The organism is Rhodoplanes sp. P11 (genome assembly GCF_964266735.1).
GTDB lineage: Bacteria > Pseudomonadota > Alphaproteobacteria > Rhizobiales > Xanthobacteraceae > Rhodoplanes > Rhodoplanes serenus.
This window is the reverse complement of sequence record NZ_CAXWGY010000001.1, coordinates 1,042,505-1,059,711: the sequence shown is the minus strand read 5'-3', so window position 1 is coordinate 1,059,711 and position 17,207 is coordinate 1,042,505. Positions and strand designations below refer to the sequence as shown.

16 protein-coding genes are annotated in these 17,207 nt (G+C 69.1%); 8 read left to right on the top strand and 8 right to left on the bottom strand.

Going from position 1 to position 17,207, the window contains the following annotated elements; all coding sequences use genetic code 11:
- The first annotated feature begins 20 nt into the window (after positions 1–20).
- From minD to ACFQUV_RS04675, 7 genes are all read left to right on the top strand, one after another.
- Positions 21–836 (top strand): septum site-determining protein MinD, encoded by an 816-nt coding sequence (minD, locus tag ACFQUV_RS04705; protein ID WP_111385218.1) that lies wholly within the window; start codon positions 21–23, stop codon positions 834–836.
- On the top strand, positions 833–1,105 hold the full coding sequence (gene minE / locus ACFQUV_RS04700) for a cell division topological specificity factor MinE (protein ID WP_111385217.1): 273 nt from the start codon (positions 833–835) through the stop codon (positions 1,103–1,105). Before minD ends, minE begins: the two co-directional genes overlap by 4 nt.
- A 180-nt stretch (positions 1,106–1,285) precedes the next feature.
- Positions 1,286–1,840: a GNAT family N-acetyltransferase gene (locus ACFQUV_RS04695; RefSeq protein ID WP_129608825.1), complete on the top strand. Its 555-nt coding sequence runs from the start codon at positions 1,286–1,288 to the stop codon at positions 1,838–1,840.
- A gap of 136 nt (positions 1,841–1,976) precedes the next feature.
- Complete coding sequence (pdxY, locus tag ACFQUV_RS04690) at positions 1,977–2,825, top strand: pyridoxal kinase PdxY (RefSeq protein ID WP_129608826.1); 849 nt, start codon at positions 1,977–1,979, stop codon at positions 2,823–2,825.
- Between the two features lie 80 nt (positions 2,826–2,905).
- Complete coding sequence (locus tag ACFQUV_RS04685; RefSeq protein ID WP_129608827.1) at positions 2,906–4,528, top strand: ABC-F family ATP-binding cassette domain-containing protein; 1,623 nt, start codon at positions 2,906–2,908, stop codon at positions 4,526–4,528.
- Between the two features lie 43 nt (positions 4,529–4,571).
- Positions 4,572–5,321 (top strand): NUDIX hydrolase, encoded by a 750-nt coding sequence (locus ACFQUV_RS04680; RefSeq protein ID WP_129608828.1) that lies wholly within the window; start codon positions 4,572–4,574, stop codon positions 5,319–5,321.
- A 330-nt stretch (positions 5,322–5,651) separates the two neighbouring features.
- Complete coding sequence (locus tag ACFQUV_RS04675) at positions 5,652–7,217, top strand: 2-isopropylmalate synthase (protein WP_111385212.1); 1,566 nt, start codon at positions 5,652–5,654, stop codon at positions 7,215–7,217.
- A 192-nt stretch (positions 7,218–7,409) separates the two neighbouring features.
- On the opposite strand, the gene ACFQUV_RS04670 is transcribed toward ACFQUV_RS04675, so the two are convergent.
- The 6 genes from ACFQUV_RS04670 to ACFQUV_RS04645 all read right to left on the bottom strand — a co-directional run bounded on the left by ACFQUV_RS04670 (position 7,410) and on the right by ACFQUV_RS04645 (position 13,502).
- Positions 7,410–8,447 carry an ABC transporter substrate-binding protein gene (locus ACFQUV_RS04670; RefSeq protein WP_129608829.1) on the bottom strand — a complete coding sequence of 346 codons (1,038 nt, stop codon included), beginning with the start codon at positions 8,445–8,447 and terminating at the stop codon, positions 7,410–7,412.
- A gap of 538 nt (positions 8,448–8,985) precedes the next feature.
- On the bottom strand, positions 8,986–10,005 hold the full coding sequence (gene ilvC, locus ACFQUV_RS04665; RefSeq protein WP_129608830.1) for a ketol-acid reductoisomerase: 1,020 nt from the start codon (positions 10,003–10,005) through the stop codon (positions 8,986–8,988).
- Positions 10,006–10,156: 151 nt separating this feature from the next.
- Positions 10,157–10,519, bottom strand: coding sequence for a type II toxin-antitoxin system PemK/MazF family toxin (locus ACFQUV_RS04660; protein WP_129608831.1), 363 nt, complete (start codon positions 10,517–10,519; stop codon positions 10,157–10,159).
- A complete protein-coding gene (locus ACFQUV_RS04655) occupies positions 10,500–10,835 on the bottom strand; it encodes an AbrB/MazE/SpoVT family DNA-binding domain-containing protein (protein WP_129608832.1) in 336 nt (111 codons plus the stop codon). Before ACFQUV_RS04655 ends, ACFQUV_RS04660 begins: the two co-directional genes overlap by 20 nt.
- 246 nt (positions 10,836–11,081) lie before the next feature.
- Positions 11,082–11,648, bottom strand: coding sequence for an acetolactate synthase small subunit (gene ilvN / locus ACFQUV_RS04650; RefSeq protein WP_207211447.1), 567 nt, complete (start codon positions 11,646–11,648; stop codon positions 11,082–11,084).
- A gap of 93 nt (positions 11,649–11,741) precedes the next feature.
- The gene (locus tag ACFQUV_RS04645; protein WP_129608833.1) at positions 11,742–13,502 is read right to left on the bottom strand and encodes an acetolactate synthase 3 large subunit; all 1,761 of its coding nucleotides are present in this window, start codon (positions 13,500–13,502) and stop codon (positions 11,742–11,744) included.
- A gap of 415 nt (positions 13,503–13,917) precedes the next feature.
- Here ACFQUV_RS04645 and ACFQUV_RS04640 point away from each other — a divergent pair, with 415 nt between their 5' ends.
- Positions 13,918–14,787, top strand: a complete 870-nt coding sequence (locus ACFQUV_RS04640; RefSeq protein ID WP_129608834.1) for a sulfite oxidase heme-binding subunit YedZ — start codon at positions 13,918–13,920, stop codon at positions 14,785–14,787.
- On the opposite strand, the gene miaA is transcribed toward ACFQUV_RS04640, so the two are convergent.
- Together miaA and ACFQUV_RS04630 are read right to left on the bottom strand one after the other, a co-directional pair.
- A complete protein-coding gene (gene miaA / locus ACFQUV_RS04635; RefSeq protein WP_129608835.1) occupies positions 14,726–15,655 on the bottom strand; it encodes a tRNA (adenosine(37)-N6)-dimethylallyltransferase MiaA in 930 nt (309 codons plus the stop codon). The two genes, ACFQUV_RS04640 and miaA, sit on opposite strands and share 62 nt — an antisense overlap.
- A 626-nt stretch (positions 15,656–16,281) precedes the next feature.
- Positions 16,282–16,737, bottom strand: a complete 456-nt coding sequence (locus ACFQUV_RS04630; RefSeq protein WP_111385413.1) for a hypothetical protein — start codon at positions 16,735–16,737, stop codon at positions 16,282–16,284.
- Positions 16,738–17,207 lie beyond the last annotated feature (470 nt).

Below are 17,207 nucleotides of genomic sequence, written 5' to 3'. Positions count from 1 at the left end.
CAGGGAGGAGGAACCAGACAATGGCCAACGTGGTCGTGGTGACATCAGGAAAAGGCGGGGTCGGCAAGACCACCACCACCGCCGCGTTGGGGACGGCGCTCGCCCAGTCCGGACAGACGGTGGCGGTGGTCGACTTCGACGTCGGCCTGCGCAATCTCGATCTCGTCATGGGCGCCGAGCGGCGGGTGGTGTTCGATCTGATCAACGTGGTGCAAGGCGCCGCCAAGCTCCAGCAGGCACTGATCCGCGACAAGCGGATCGAGACGCTGTGGCTGCTGCCGGCCTCGCAGACCCGCGACAAGGAGGCACTGACCGACGAGGGCGTCGCCCGCGTCATCGACGAGCTGCGCCAGCGCTTCGACTGGGTGCTGTGCGACAGCCCGGCCGGCATCGAGCGCGGCGCCCAGCTCGCCATGCGGCACGCCGACGCCGCCGTCATCGTCACCAATCCGGAGGTGTCGTCGGTGCGCGACTCCGACCGCATCATCGGCCTGCTCGATGCCCGCACCGAGCGCGCCGAGCGCGGCGAGCGCATCGCCAAGCACATCCTGGTGACGCGCTTCGATCCGTCGCGCGCCGCCAAGGGCGAGATGCTCGGCATCGCCGACATCGTCGAGATCCTGTCGCTGCCGCTGCTCGGCATCATCCCGGAGAGCCAGGAGGTGCTGCGCGCCTCCAATCTCGGCACCCCGGTGGTGCTCAGCAACCCGACCAGCGCCCCGGCGCGCGCCTACATGGAGGCGGCCCGGCGGCTGGAGGGCGAGGACCTCGACATCACGGTGCCGACCGACAAGCGCAGCCTGTTCACCAAGCTGTTCGGACGGAGAGCAGCATGATCTGGTCGTGGTTCAAGCGCCGCAATTCCGCGCCGGTCGCGCGGGAGCGGTTGCAGATCCTCCTGGCCCACGAGCGCTCCACGCTCGGCCGCACCAATCTGATCGCGGTGCTCCAGGACGAGATCCTGGCGGTGATCTCCCGGCACGTCTTCGTCGATCCCGACAGCGTGCAGGTGAAGATGGACCGCGGCGCCACCATGTCGACCCTGGAGATCGAGATCGAGATCCCCAACATGGTCGGCGGCCCGCCGCTGGCGATGACCTACTGAGGCGACACCGGACGTGCCGATCCGCCGAGGCGCGGCGGCTGCGGCCGGCACCCATCGGCATGGCCGGGCTCGTCCCGGCCGTGCTCGTCTCCGTCACCCGAGGTCCACGTTCCGGGGCGCCGCAACGCCGCGAACCCGGAACCCAGCGGCAGATTTCGAGCTCCCGGATTCGGCTTCACCATGCACATCCGTCCCGCCACGCCCGACGATCACGACGCCCTGTGGGGCATTCTCGAACCCGTGATCCGTGCCGGCGAGACCTACCCGCTGCCGCGCGATATGACGCGCGAGGACGCCCTCGCCTACTGGCTGTCGCCGGCCCACGAGGTGCATGTCGCAGTCTATCGGGACGACGAGCGCAAGACCGCCGGGCGCAAGTCCGATGGGCGCAAGTCCGACGGCCCCAGGACCGAGAGCCGCGAGGCGGTGGTCGGCACCTATTATCTGCGCCCCAACAATGCGGGCGGCGGCGACCACGTGGCGAACTGCGGCTACATGGTCGCGCCTGCCGCGGCCGGCCGCGGCGTCGCCCAGGCGATGTGCGCGGACTCGCTCGCCCGCGCCAGGGCGCGCGGCTTCCGCGCCATGCAGTTCAACTTCGTGATCAGCTCGAACGTCCGCGCTGTGCGGCTGTGGCAGCACATGGGCTTCGAGATCGTCGGCCGCCTGCCCGGCGCTTTCCGGCATCCGACGCTCGGCTTCGTCGACGCCCTGGTCATGGTCCGGGAGCTGTGAGGGCGCCGTTCCCGATACGATGCAGGCGATGGCCGTCGCCGCGTGACGTGCGGCGCGAACCGCTCGTGAATCTCTTTGCGCCGCGGCGCGGCACGCTGTAGGTGTTCCGGGCTCGTTCGCAACGCACGACCTCCCGATGAACATCCTCTCGATACAATCCCACGTCGTCTACGGCCATGTCGGCAACGCCTCGGCCGTGTTCCCGCTCCAACGGCTCGGCTGCGAGGTGTGGCCGATCCACACGGTGCAGTTCTCCAACCACACCGGCTACGGCGCCTGGAAGGGCCGCGTCTTCGACGGCGGCATGATCGGCGAGGTCCTGGACGGCGTCGCCGAGCGCGGCGCGCTCGGCCGCTGCGACGGCGTCTTGTCCGGCTACATGGGCGGCGCCGACATCGGCGAGGCGATCCTCGACGCGGTCGGCAAGGTGCGGGCCGCCAACCCGGCGGCGCGCTACTGCTGCGACCCGGTGATCGGCGATGTCGGCCGCGGCGTCTTCGTGCGGCCGGGCATTCCGGAGTTCATGCGTGCGCGCGCCGTGCCGGCCGCCGACGTCATCACCCCCAACCAGTTCGAGCTCGAATACCTCGCCGAGCGCACCACCGGCACGCTCGCCGATGCGCGCCGCGCCGTCGAGATCGTGCATCTGCTCGGGCCGAAGGTGATCCTCGTCACCTCGCTGCACACCGACGAGACGCCGGCCGACGCCATCGATCTCCTCGCCTCCGGTCCGGACGGCTGCTTCCGGCTGCGCACCCCCAAGCTCGATCTCTCGATCAACGGGGCGGGAGACGCCATCGCGGCGCTGTTCTTCTTCCATTTCCTGTCGACCGGCTCGACCGCGACCGCGCTGTCGCGCTCGGCGTCGTCGATCTTCGGCGTCCTCCAGCGCACCGTCGCGGCCGGCTCGCGCGAGATCCTGACCGTCGCGGCCCAGGACGAGTTCGTCTCGCCGTCCCGCGTCTTCGCGGCGGAGGCCGTGTAGACCGACCTCACTCATCCGCGCCGCTGCCGGCGCCGCCCGCGCCGGGTGGCGCCGTCGTGCGCCACACATCTCGGTGACACATGATCCGCCTCGACGGCATCAGCAAGCAGAACGGCCATCAGATCCTCTTCATCGAGGCGTCGGCGGCGCTCCAGCGCGGCGAGAAGGTCGGCCTGGTCGGTCCCAACGGGGCCGGCAAGTCGACGCTGTTCCGCATGATCACCGGCGAGGAGCCGCCCGACGAGGGCCAGATTGTGGTCGATCGCGGCGTCACCATCGGCTACTTCAGCCAGGACGTCGGCGAGATGGCGGGCCGCAGCGCGGTCGCCGAGGTGATGGACGGCGCCGGTCCGGTGAGCGAGGTGGCGGCCGAGCTGCGTGCCCTGGAAGCCGCCATGGCGGACCCCGACCGTGCCGACGAGATGGACGACATCATCGTCCGCTACGGCGAGGTGCAGCACCGCTTCGAGGAGCTGGACGGCTACGCCCTCGATGGCCGCGCCCGCGAGGTGCTGGCCGGGCTCGGCTTCTCCGACGCGATGATGGACGGCGATGTCGGCAAGCTGTCGGGCGGCTGGAAGATGCGCGTGGCGCTCGCCCGCATCCTGCTGATGCGGCCCGACGCCATGCTGCTCGACGAGCCGTCCAACCACCTCGATCTCGAAAGCCTGATCTGGCTGGAGCAGTTCCTTCAGGGTTACGACGGCGCCCTGATGATGACGTCGCACGATCGCGAGTTCATGAACCGCATCGTCCGCAAGGTGATCGAGATCGACGGCGGCACGCTGACCACCTACACGGGCGATTACGAGTTCTACGAGCAGCAGCGCGCCCAGAACGAGAAGCAGCAGCAGGCGCAGTTCGAGCGCCAGCAGGCCATGCTGGCCAAGGAGATCAAGTTCATCGAGCGGTTCAAGGCGCGCGCCTCGCATGCCGCGCAGGTGCAGAGCCGGGTGAAGAAGCTGGAGAAGATCGACCGGGTGGAGCCGCCGCGCCGGCGCCAGAGCGTGCTGTTCGAGTTTCCGCCGGCGCCGCGATCGGGCGAGGACGTGGTCAGCCTCAAGGGCGTCCACAAGAGCTACGGCAGCCGCCGCATCTACGAGGGGCTCGACTTCCAGGTGCGGCGGCGCGAGCGCTGGTGCGTGCTCGGCGTCAACGGCGCCGGCAAGTCGACGCTGCTCAAGCTGGTGGCCGGCGCGACCGAGCCGGACGACGGCAGCGTGGCGGTGGGCGGTAGCGTCAAGATGGGCTACTTCGCCCAGCACGCCATGGATCTGCTCGACGGCGAGCGCACCGTGTTCGAGACGCTGGAGGAGGCGTTCCCCGAGGCCGGTCAGGGCTCGCTGCGCACGCTCGCCGGCTGCTTCGGCTTCTCGGGCGACGACGTGGAGAAGCGGGCCCGCGTGCTCTCCGGCGGCGAGAAGGCGCGCCTGGTGATGGCGTTGATGCTGTACGATCCGCCGAACTTCCTGGTGCTGGACGAGCCGACCAACCATCTCGACATGACCACCAAGGAGATGCTGGTGGCGGCGCTGGCGCAGTACGAGGGCAGCATGCTGTTCGTGTCACACGACCGGCGCTTCCTCGCGGCGCTGTCCAACCGGGTGCTGGAGCTGACGCCGGAGGGCGTCCACCGCTACGGCGGCGGCTATACCGAATATGTGGCGCGCACCGGCCACGAGGCGCCGGGCCTACGGAGCTGAGCGGCGCCACCGAGCCGACGCGGCGACGGGACGAGGAACGCGGATGGACGGGCTTCCGGTGCTTGCGGTCGATCGGCTCGATCTCGTGCTGGAGCCGCATGCCTGGACCTTCGCGGCGGTGCGCCGGCGCGATATCGCGGCGTATTTCGAGACCGAGCGGCGGCGCCTGCCGCAGCTGTGGAACGGCCGCGTGCTGCTGATGCATCGCCACGCCCTCGCCGGCGGCGTGCTGCGGGCGGCGCTGTTCGAGACCGATTTCGCCAGCTTCCTGGCGTGGCGCGACTGGGGCTGTCCCGATCGCTCGGTGGTCAACGCCTTCGCCATGGGGGCGCTGCGCGGCAGCGACGGCGCCTTCCTGCTCGGCGAGATGGCGGCCGGCACCGCCAATGCCGGCAGAGTCTACTTCCCGTGCGGGACGCCCGACCCGAGCGACGTGCGCGACGGCGTCGTCGATTTCGCCGGCAGCGTCGCCCGCGAGGTGGCCGAGGAGACCGGGCTGACGCCGGAGGACACCACGCCCGGCCCGTGGGCGATGGTGCCGGCGGGGCCGCGGCTGGCGCTGATCCGGGTGCTGCAAGCGGCGGTGCCGGCCGCCGTGCTGGCCGAGCGTATCGCGGCGCATCTCACCGGCCAGGCCCGGCCGGAGCTGGCCGGCATCCGCGTGGTTCGCGCCCTGGCGGATCTCGACGAGGCCGATTTCGGCGGCGCGGTGCCGGACTTCGTTCGCGCCTACCTCCGCCACGTCCTGGCGGCCGAACCGTCGACGGGGGCGGCGCCGCTGCGATTATCGTAACCGGCACCGCCCGCCGCCTTGCCCTCGCGGGCCCGCTACGCTAAAACGAGCCCCGTTGCGTCTCCGGTCAATGCCGTGTCAACGATTCGTCGGCTACCGTGACGGGCAACCAGGGATTTGGGCATGTCGCCGCGCCGTGATCATCGCGCGTTTGTCGGAGGGGCCGCCACGGCTCCGTCCGCGGCTGCCCTGCTGTCCGGCCTGATCCTCCTCCTTAGCTGCCCCTGAGGGCCGGCAGGGCGCATCGCGCCTGGGCGCTCAGGGGGTCGCGAGACGGAACCCTGGACGCGCCCGTGACGCGGCGCACGCATTTCGAGAAGGATCATCGCCATGACCACGTCCTCGCACTCCGAGAAGGACCGCGTCGTCATCTTCGACACCACCTTGCGCGACGGCGAGCAATCGCCCGGCGCCACCATGACGCACGAGGAGAAGCTGGAGGTCGCCGAGACGCTCGACCAGATGGGTGTCGACATCATCGAGGCCGGCTTTCCGATCGCCTCCGAGGGTGATTTCGCCGCCGTCCACGAGATCGCCCAGCGCACCAAGAACGCCGTGGTGTGCGGGCTCGCCCGCGCCGCCTTCAAGGACATCGACCGCTGCGCCGAGGCGATCAAGCCGGCCAAGCGCGGCCGCATCCACACCTTCATCTCCACCTCGCCGGTGCACATGAAGTGGAAGCTCCAGATGGAGCCCGACAAGGTCTACGAGGCGGTGGTCGCCCAGGTGACGCGCGCCCGCAACTACACCGACGACGTCGAGTGGTCGTGCGAGGACGGCACCCGCACCGAGCACGACTTCCTGTGCCGCTGCGTCGAGGCCGCCATCAAGGCCGGCGCCACCACCATCAACATTCCGGACACCGTCGGCTACACCACGCCGGACGAGTATTTCGCGCTGTTCCAGATGGTGCGCGAGCGGGTGCCGAACGCCGACCAGGCGCGCTTCTCGGTGCACTGCCACGACGATCTCGGCATGGCGGTGGCCAACTCGCTGGCCGGCGTGCGCGGCGGCGCGCGCCAGATCGAATGCACCATCAACGGCATCGGCGAGCGCGCCGGCAACGCCGCCCTGGAGGAGGTGGTGATGGCCATGAAGGTGCGCAGCGACGTGCTGCCGTTCTGGACCGGCATCGACGCCACCCGCCTCACCCGCGCCTCCAAGCTGGTGTCGGCCGCCACCTCGTTCCCGGTGCAGTACAACAAGGCGATCGTCGGCCGGAACGCCTTCGCGCACGAGTCCGGCATCCACCAGGACGGGATGCTCAAGCACACCCAGACCTACGAGATCATGACGCCGGAGAGCGTCGGCGTGAAGCAGACCTCGCTCGTCATGGGCAAGCACTCCGGCCGCCACGCCTTCATGCACAAGCTCCAGGAGCTCGGCTACGAGCTGGCCGCCAACCAGCTGGAAGACGCCTTCATCCGCTTCAAGGCGCTGGCCGACCGCAAGAAGCACGTCTACGACGAGGACATCGAGGCGCTGGTGGACGAGGAGATCGCCACCGCCCAGGACCGCATCAAGCTGCTGTCGCTGTCGGTGATCGCCGGCACCCGCGGACCGCAGCGCGCCACCATGAAGCTGGTCATCGACGGCCGCACCGTCATCGAGGAGTGCGAGGGCAACGGCCCGGTGGACGCGGTGTTCAACTGCGTCAAGGCGCTCGTGCCGCACGACGCGAACCTCGAGCTGTATCAGGTGCACGCCGTCACCGAGGGCACCGACGCCCAGGCCGAGGTGTCGGTGCGGCTCTCCGAGAACGAGAAGACCGTCACCGCCAAGGGCGCCGATCCCGACACCCTGGTGGCGTCCGCGAAGGCGTATCTCGGGGCGCTGAACAAGCTGATGATCAAGCGCCAGCGCAGCAAGCCCGAGGCCATGGTGGTCGGGCCGTAGAGGATTCCGCTCTAGCTGTCATTCCGGGGCGCGGCGAAGCCGCGAACCCGGAATCCAGCGGCAAACCCGGAACTCTCGGCTGGATTCCGGACAGCCGCTTCGCGGCTTCCGGAATGACACCGAATGGGCTGCGTCGCCGGGTCGCGCCGGCGAAGACGGCGCGGGGCCGCCCGCCCCGGCGCCGCGCTCCGGTCAGTTCGCGCCGGCGGCCTTCTTGACGAAGCGGCCGTCGAAGGTGCGACCGAGATCGATCTTGGCGTCCTTCATCTCCTCGTCGAAGCGCACCAGCATGTCGAGCGCGTTCTTCATGCCGGCCTCGGGGATCACGCCGGTGGCCGAGTACATCGGCTTCGACGCCACGAAGGCCGCCATGTAGAGATTGCGGTCGCCGAGATGGTATTCGGGCGGGACCACATCGGCGACCTGCTCGGGCGTCGCGGTCTGGAGCCACTTCAGCGTCTTGTAGAAGGCGTTGACGATGCGCTGCGTGGTCTCGGGATTCTTCTCGATGAAGTCGGCCTTGAGATAGACCACCGCGGCCGGGTTGTTGCCACCGAGCAGCCGCTCGTTGTCGGCCTCGGTGCGGCTGTCGGCCATCACCACCACGTCGCCGTCCTGCACCAGCTTGGTGATGACCGGATCGAGATTGGAGATCGCCTCGATCTCGCCCTTCTTCATGGCGGCGACCGCCGACATGCCGGCCCCGATGCCGATGATCGACACGTCGGTCGGCTTCAGCCCGTCCTTGGCGATCAGCGCGTTGACGAAGAAGTTGGTGGACGATCCCGGCGCCGTGACGCCGACCTTCATGCCCTTCAGGTCCTTGAACGACTTGACCTGCGCGGCCTTGTCCTTGCGCACCGCCAGCACGATGCCGGGGAAGCGGCCGAGCTCGGTGACGGCGCGGATCTCCTGGCCCTTGGCCTGCATCCTTATGGTGTGCTCGTAGGCGCCGGTGACCACGTCGGCGGAGCCGCCGATGAGCGACTGGAGCGACTTGGCGCCGCCGCCGAAGTCCGTCACGGTGACGTCGAGCCCCTGCTCCTTGAAGTAGCCGAGTCGTTCGGCCAGCGTCAGCGGCAGGTAGTAGAAGAGGTTCTTGCCACCGACGCCGAGCACCAGCTTCGGCTTCTCGGGCGCCGGCGCAGTCTGGGCGGCGGCCGGCGCGATGGCGCCGGTGACGGTGGCAACTGCCGTTGCGACGGCGACGGCCAGGGTGGTGAGCTTCATACAAAGTCCTCCCGTGAACGCTCGGCGGGCGCGTGGGTCTGGGGGACCCTCGGCGAGCCCTTGTTGATCTCCGTCGATATCGGGCGGAGGCCGACGATTCAATCGGAATTGCAGCTCCTCGGCACCGTGTCCCGGGCGGTGCAGCGCGCCGCATCGCGGTGTGATGCGCCCGACCCGGGCCCCAGGGCTACATGACCATTGGTCAACTGGAGAGACCATTGGTCAACTGGAGACTTGGGTCCCGCATCTGCGTCGCACCGCTTCGCCCTGCGCGGCGTGCGCGACACGAGGCATGGCCGCGTGGAACCCGCAGTTCCCGGCTGTCGCCGCGCTCCAGCCGGGCTACGAGGCTGCAATGTCGTTGCAGGCAGCGGCACACGCCGGTTACCTCTCCCCGCACGCGGGGAGAGGTGACCCGTGGCCTCGCACACGGGCCGCCTCGCAGCGTCAGGCACGAAAAAGGGCCGCCTCGCGGCGGCCCTTTCGACAACTCAGGTCCAGGCAAGCCTGGTCCAGGCCGGCCTGCGGACGAGTCCGCTCAGTTCTTGCTCTTGTCCACCATGGCGCGCTGCTTGATCCACGGCATCATCTCGCGCAGCTTGGCGCCGACCTCCTCGATCGGATGCTTCGCCATGTTGGCGCGGATCGCCTTGAACGACGCCTGGTTGACCTTGTTCTCCAGCATCCAGTCCTTGACGAAGGCGCCCGACTGGATGTCGTGCAGCACCTTCTTCATCTCGGCCTTGGTGTCCGGCGTGATCAGGCGCGGGCCGGACTTGTACTCGCCGTACTCGGCCGTGTTGGAGATCGAGTAGTTCATGGTGGCGATGCCGCCCTCGTAGATGAGGTCGACGATCAGCTTCATCTCGTGGACGCATTCGAAATAGGCCATCTCGGGCGCGTAGCCGGCCTCGACCAGCGTCTCGAAGCCGGCCTTCATCAGCTCGACCATGCCGCCGCACAGCACCGCCTGCTCGCCGAACAGGTCGGTCTCGCACTCCTCCTGGAAGGTCGTCTCGATGATGCCGGCGCGGCCGCCGCCGATCGCCGAGCCGTAGGAGAGGCCGATGTCGTGGGCGTTGCCGGAGGCGTCCTGATGGATGGCGAGCAGGCACGGCACGCCGGCGCCGCGCTCGTATTCGGCGCGCACCGTGTGGCCGGGGCCCTTGGGGGCGATCATCAGGACGTCGATGTCCTTCTTGGGATCGATCAGGTTGAAGTGGACGTTGAGGCCGTGCGCGAACATCAGCGCGGCGCCCTCGCGGATGTTGGGGGCGATCTCGGCCGCGTAGATGTCGGACTGGAGCTCGTCGGGGGTGAGCATCATCATCACGTCGGCCCACTTGGCGGCCTCGGCGACGGTCATCACCGGCAGGCCCATGGCCTCCGCCTTCTTGGCGCTGGCGGAGCCCGGCCGCAGCGCGACGGCGACATTCTTGACGCCGGAGTCGCGCAGATTGAGGGCGTGGGCGTGGCCCTGGCTGCCGAAGCCGACGATCGCGACCTTCTTGGTCTTGATCAGGTTGAGATCGGCGTCGCGATCGTAATAGACACGCATCGGTGGGTTCCCCTGCTCGGCGGTGGGCCGCCCTCGTTGTGGTGGGTCCGGCAGGCCGCGGACGGCTGCCGTGGGTGGGTTTGTAGAAGTATCGGCGGACCGGAACAAGCCCGGCACCCGCGGAAGTCCTATGCCGTTCCGTCCTGAATTCTCACGGCGACGAGCCTGGCGCGATCGGGACGCTGTCGAGCCCGAGCAGCGCGACCAGCACGCCGCGCACATCGAGCAGGACGTGGTCGGGAACATGCTCGATGACGCCGAACATACGGTGCTCGCGGGAGACGCTCCGGATCTGATCGACCAGAACCACGCCTCGGGTTTGCAGCCCTTCGGGGAGCGGGACGTTGAAGCTCCACGGCTTCGCTTTCGACGTGATCGGGCAGACGATGCTGCGTCGCGAGACCTCGTGATAGGCGCGATCGCTCACCACCAGAGCAGGCCGGCGGCCGGCCTGCTCGGTCCCGAGCGCAGGGTCGAACTCGACCCAGGCGATGTCACCGCTTTCGGGCAGCATTGTTTCTCGTCAGATCCTCGAACGTGATCTCGCCGCGCGAATACGCGTCCTCGGGCAGGATCTCCTCCGCGCGGTCCGGCCCCCAGTCGACGGTCGGCGGCTCGTTCTCTGGCCCGAGCCGCTTCGCCTCGGCGACGAGATCGGCGAGGCGATAGCGCGTATACCCGAGCCCGGCGGCCGAAGGCTTCAGCCGCAGCTCGCGCCCCTCGACCACCACGTCGACCTCGCTGCCCTCGGACAGGCCCGCAGCCTCGGCGGCAGCCTTCGGAAGCCGCACCCCGAGGCTGTTGCCCCATTTCGAGACCTTGACCTTCATGGCGCCCTCTTCGGATACACAATGTATATCCGAGATCGCTGGAAATCCATGGCTGGCGCCGCCGCTCACCTCTCCCCGCCGCGCGGGGAGAGGTCGACATTCGCGCGTTCAGCGCGGATGTCGGGTGAGGGGGCGCTTCCGTATCCACGCGAGGCCCCTCACCCGACTCGCCGCTGCGCGGCGAGCCACCCTCTCCCCGCCTGGCGGGGAGAGGGTGAGCCGGTCCGTGAACGAGGCTGCCGAGCCTCACATCCCCTCGGGACCGCGAGCGATCGCCACGATTCCGGTGCGCGACACCTCGACCAGCCCGAGCGGCAGCATCAGGGCGACGAACTGGTCGATCTTCTCGGCCGCGCCGGTGATCTCGAACACGAAGCTCTCGACGGTGGCGTCGATCACGCGCGCCCGGAACGCATCGGCGAGACGCAACGCCTCGACCCGGTGGTCGCCCTTGCCGCGCACCTTCACCATCGCCAGCTCGCGCTCGATGGAGCGGCCCGTGACGGTCATGTCGACCACCCGGTGAACCGGCACCATGCGGTCGAGCTGGTTCTTGATCTGCTCGATCACCATCGGGGTGCCGCGCGTCACCACGGTGATGCGCGAGAGATGCTTCTGGTGCTCGGTCTCCGACACCGTCAGGCTCTCGATGTTGTAGCCGCGGCCCGAGAACAGGCCGATGACCCGCGCCAGCACGCCCGGCTCGTTGTCGACGATGACGGCGAGCGTGTGGGTCTCGATCGCCTGCGCCACATGGGCGGACGGATAGTGCGACGTGCTGGACGACGCGGTGGACGGACTCGTGGACATCATTGCGTAAAGGCCCCTGCCCCTGAAATCTGGCGCGGCCCTCCGGTACCGGAGGGCCGCCGGTCGCGCCGGTCTCGCGCCGGCCGCGGACACGCTCTAGACGAGCATCTTGCCTTCCTCGGTGATCGCCTCGTCGAGATTCTCGGCCGCGTCGCCCAGCAGCATCTCGTTGTGGGCGCGGCCCGACGGGATCATCGGGAAGCAGTTCTCGGTCGGATCGACCACGCAATCGAAGATCACCGGCTTGTCGACCGCGATCATCTCCTTGATGGCGGCGTCGAGGTCGCCGGGCTTCTCGCAGCGCATGCCGACGCCGTGATACGCCTCGGCGAGCTTGACGAAGTCGGGCAGCGCCTCGGAGTAGCTCTGCGAGTAGCGGCCGCCGTGCAGCAGCTCCTGCCACTGCCGCACCATCCCCATGTAGTGGTTGTTGAGGATGAAGATCTTGATCGGCAGCCGGTACTGCACCGCGGTCGACAGCTCCTGCATGGTCATCAGCACCGAGGCTTCGCCGGCGATATCGATGACCAGCGAACCAGGATGCGCGAGCTGCACGCCCACCGCGGCCGGGATGCCGTAGCCCATGGTGCCGAGGCCGCCGGAGGTCATCCAGCGGTGCGGCTCCTCGAAGCCGTAGAACTGCGCGGCCCACATCTGATGCTGGCCGACCTCGGTGGTGATGTAGGTGTCGCGATCCTTGGTCAGCTCGTAGAGCCGCTGGATGGCGTATTGCGGCTTGATCACCTCGTGGGACGGCTTGTAGGCGAGGCACTTGCGGGCGCGCCAATGCTCGATCTTCTTCCACCACGCCTTGTGGGCCGGCTTGTCGGCCTCGCCCGGCTGCGCGGTCCACAGCCGCAGCATCTCCTCCAGCACCAGCGTGCAGTCGCCGAGGATCGGCACGTCGACCTTGACGTTCTTGTTGATCGACGACGGGTCGATATCGACGTGGATCTTGCGGGAGCCCGGCGAGAAGGCGTCGAGCCGGCCGGTGATGCGGTCGTCGAAGCGCGCCCCGATGCAGATCATCAGGTCGCACTCGTGCATGGCGAAGTTGGCCTCGTAGGTGCCGTGCATGCCGAGCATGCCGAGCCACTGCGGCCCGGAGGCCGGATAGGCGCCGAGCCCCATCAGGGTCGAGGTGATCGGGAAGCCGGTGACGCGCACCAGCTCGCGCAGCAGCTCGCTCGCCCGGCGGCCCGAGTTGATGACGCCGCCGCCGGTGTAGAACACCGGCCGCTTGGCGTTGCGCATCATCGCCACCGCCTGCTGGATGCGCTCGGGGTCGCCCTTCACCTTCGGCACGTAGCCGCGATGCGCGAAGGTCTTCGGCCGCGTGTAGGTGCCGGTGGCGAACTGGATGTCCTTCGGCACGTCGATGACGACCGGGCCGGGGCGCCCCGAGGAGGCGACATGGAACGCCTCGTGCAGCACCCGCGGCAGGTCGGCGATGTTCTTCACCAGGTAGTTGTACTTGGTGCAGGGCCGGGTGATGCCGACCGTGTCGCACTCCTGGAAGGCGTCGTTGCCGATCAGATGGGTCGGCACCTGGCCGGTGATGCAGACGATCGGGATCGAGTCCATCAGGGCGTCGGCGAGGCCGGTCACCGCGTTGGTGGCGCCGGGACCGGAGGTCACCAGCACGCAGCCGACCTTGCCGGTCGAGCGGGCATAGCCTTCGGCGGCATGCACGGCGCCCTGCTCGTGGCGCACCAGCACATGGCGGACCTTCTCCTGGTGGAACAGCGCATCGTAGATCGGCAGCACGGCGCCGCCCGGATAGCCGAAGATGTGCTCGACCCCCTGATCGATCAGCGCCTGGATGATCATCTCGGCGCCGGTCATCTCCTTGGTCATGGTCTTCTCCGCCTCGTGTCTCGTCTCGGCGCGGTGCGCCTCACTCTGGTCGACGATCGTCAGGAAAAGAAAAAAGGGCCTCCTTGGGCCCTTTTGCACAGCACGCCACCCCGGGGGAGATCGTCACGATCCCCGGATGGCGTGCTCTCCTACGATGAGCAGCGAAATAAAATTACGCATGGGCTCACAGTTTCGCGTCAAAAGTTGCCGGCTATATAGAGGAGCCGAGATTCGTGGTCAAGAACGTAACAAGGCATTTCGGGCGCCCGAATGACGCGGGGAAGCCGTGCCGTGTCGCGGTACCGCGCCGGCGCGCCGCTCCGGCGATCGTGACCGTCCGTGAAGGCGCGCCGCCCCGGCCGAAGCTCGTCCTGGCCACCCGACGCTATTAGGTTGGCCCGCCACCGAGGTCCCGATGCCTTTTCTGCGTGAACGCTCCGGCCGCTGGTCGCCGCCCAAGATCGTCGCCTTCGCCCTGGTGTCGCTACCGGCGCTGTGGCTGGCCTGGCTGGCCGTCACCGGCGGGCTCGGGGCGCGGCCGCTCAACGAGGCGATCCATCAGGCCGGATCGTGGGCGGTGCGGCTGCTGGTGGCCTCGCTCGCCGTCACGCCGGCGCGGCGGCTGTTCGGGGCGCCGAAGCTGATCCTCGCCCGGCGCATCGTCGGGGTGGCGGCGTTCGCCTATGCGGCGCTCCATCTCGGCCTCTATGTGGCCGACCAGAAGCTCGATCTCGTCAAGGTCGCGAGCGAGATCGCGCAGCGCATCTACCTGACGATCGGCTTCGTGGCTCTGCTCGGGCTCACCGCCCTCGCCGTCACCTCGACGGACGGCATGGTGCGCCGCCTCGGCGGCCCGCGCTGGCAGGCGCTGCACCGGCTCGCCTATCCGATCGCGGGCCTCGCCGTCCTGCACTTCCTGATGCAGACCAAGCTCGACGTCTCCGAGTCGATCATGGTGGCGGGCTTCCTGGCCTGGCTGCTGCTCTACCGGCTCGCCTACGCCCTCGCCGGCGATCTCGGGCCATGGCGCCTGGCGCTGCTCGCGGCGGTGGCCGCCACCGCGACGGCGCTCGGCGAGGCGGCGTGGTACGGCGTGACCACCGGGGTCGACGCCACGCTGGTTCTCGCCGCCAATCTCGACGTGGCGTTCGGGCTGCGGCCGGCCGCCTGGGTGCTCGTCGTCGGCCTCGGCGTGGCGCTGGCGGCGGCGCTGTGGGGCGGGGTCAGGACGCTGCGAGAGCGCCGACGCGGGCCAGCACGTCGTCGAGCGCCCGCGCGGGCGTGACCCATGGCCAGTCCGGAAGCTGGTGGCGGAACCAGGTGTGCTGCCGCTTGGCGTAGTGGCGGGTGTCGGCCTGTCCTTTGGTGATCGCCTGCTCCAGCGATGCCGTGCCGGCGAGGTATTGCAGCAAGCCCGGCACCCCGTGCGCCCGCATGGCCGGGAGCAGCGGATCGAGCCCGCGGGCGCCGAGCACCCGCACCTCGTCGAGCGCCCCGGCCTCGATCATGCGGACGAAGCGGGCATTGATGCGGGCATAGAGATCGGCGCGGTCAGGGGCGAGGAACACCGGCACCACGCGGGCGCCGGCCAGCACCGCCGGCTCGCTCTCGGCCTGCCAGGCGGCGAGCGGCCGGCCGGTCGCGGTCAGCACCTCGAGGGCGCGGGCGACGCGCAGGCGGTCGCGCGGGGCGAGGCGGGCCGCCGCCGCGGGGTCGCGTTCGGCCAGAACGGCGTGCAGGCCCTCCGGCCCGAGCCGGTCGAGATCGGCCCGCACGGCGGCGCGGACCGCGTCGGGCACCGGCGGCACGCGGGAGAGCCCCTGCGTCAACGCCTTGAAGTAGAGCCCGGTGCCGCCGCAGACGATCGGCACCCATCGCCGCGCCGTCGCTTCCGCGAGCACGGCGCGGACATCGGCCACATAGTGGCCGACTGAATAGTTCACGGCGGCGTCGACATGGCCGTAGAGGCGGTGCGGCACCCGCGCCTCCTCGCCCGGCGTCGGCCGCGCCGTGATGATCCGCAGGTCGCCATAGACCTGCATCGAATCCGCGTTGATCACCACGCCGCCGAGCTGCTCGGCCAGCGCAAGCGCCAGCGCCGACTTGCCGCTGGCGGTCGGTCCGGCGATCAGGACGGCGTCAACGGAAGGCATGGACGGCGACAACCGACGAGGCAGGCATGACGAGGCAGACATGACGAGGCAGGCAGATCGGGCGAGGCCGCGCCGAAGCGGCGGCGCGGCGCCGCCTTCTACCAGTTTGATACCATCGCTGATACCAGCCCCGACATCGGCACTCGATATCGCCCGTGAGTCCGGCTTCGAGGGACCAGCCTGAATGAGCAGCCTCGAGGACCCCACGCGAGGACCAGCCCCTCGATCGCGGGCGACTGGCCCGCCGCGGCGTGGCGAGCCCCGCGGCGTCGAGTGCAGGCGCCGACCGGCGCCCTTCATCCATGTCCTGCAAAAGCGTTCCGGCAAAAAGCCGCCGGCAAAACGTCCGGCGAAATACCAAAACGCCCGACGACATCCGTCGTGCGCGACGCCGGACCCCGACGCCGCACCGGGCAACATCGCACCCCGTAAACCAGACCGCGCAACACCAAATCACGCGAACCAAATCGCGCGACACTGATCACGCGAGGCTGATCACGCGAGGCCGCACCGCGCGGAGCGGCCTCCCGCCGTCACTCGTCGCAGAGCGTCACCAGCCCTCGGCGCAGTCGGCCGGGCGCGGCGGAGGCCGGCTCCGCAGCGCGCCCGGTCGCCCGCCGAACGGCTCAGTTCACCCGCGCCGCGTCGCGGCTCTCGGCCCGCGGGAACACCACTTTCTCGCCGAGCGGCCCCTCGATGACCTTGCTGGCCGGACGATTGGCCAGCCGGATCTGGTAGAGCCACCAGGCCGCCAGCGCGATCACCAGGATGCCGACCTGATAGCCGGGCAGGAGCAGCGACAGCGCGATCAGCACCACCGCGATGGTGCATGCCTTGCCGACCTTCTCCATGTCGGAGAAGATTCCAGAGAAGCGCTCGCGGTTGGCGTCGTCCAGGAAGGGCGCCGCGAACCGATCGAGGCCGAAGGTCGTCCACGCACCCATGTAGCCGAGCTTCTGGGCCCACAGGAGGAACAGGGCGACCGAGAACGCGATGAGCGCGACGACGGCGCCGAACGGGCCGGCCGCGGTGCCGATCACGACGACGAGCGCGACCGCGAATGCGAGAATCCAATACGGCATCTGATCAACCTCTTGACCTTGTCGACGGAACTAATCCGCGAATGTTGCTGTCAGCTTGCGTCAGTCCAGGTCCTTGCGACTCCGGTTGCTTCGAGCTCCGGTTGGTTCGAGCTCCGGCGGCTCTGATGACCGGCTGCTCCGATTCCTGCTCCGACTCCCGCGCCGACGTGTTGCTGCGCCGACGCCCGGATGCTCCGGCCGGCGGACGCCGAGGGTCGGACGTCCACGCGGCTCCGGCCCGCGCCGCTCCCTGCTCCGATCGTCTCCGTCATCACCATCGCGGCCGCCTGGCGCGGCCGGACGCGATTCGGGTCCCTCGTCACAGAATACAGGCGGGCCATCGAAACTCCGGCCACGACAGCGGGCCTCGAAATCCAGGACCCGCGAATCGAGACTACACCGGGGTGTGGTTGGCGGCGATATTGCCGGCCCCTATTTTTTCGTGAACGGTTAGGCTGCCGTGGTCGCAC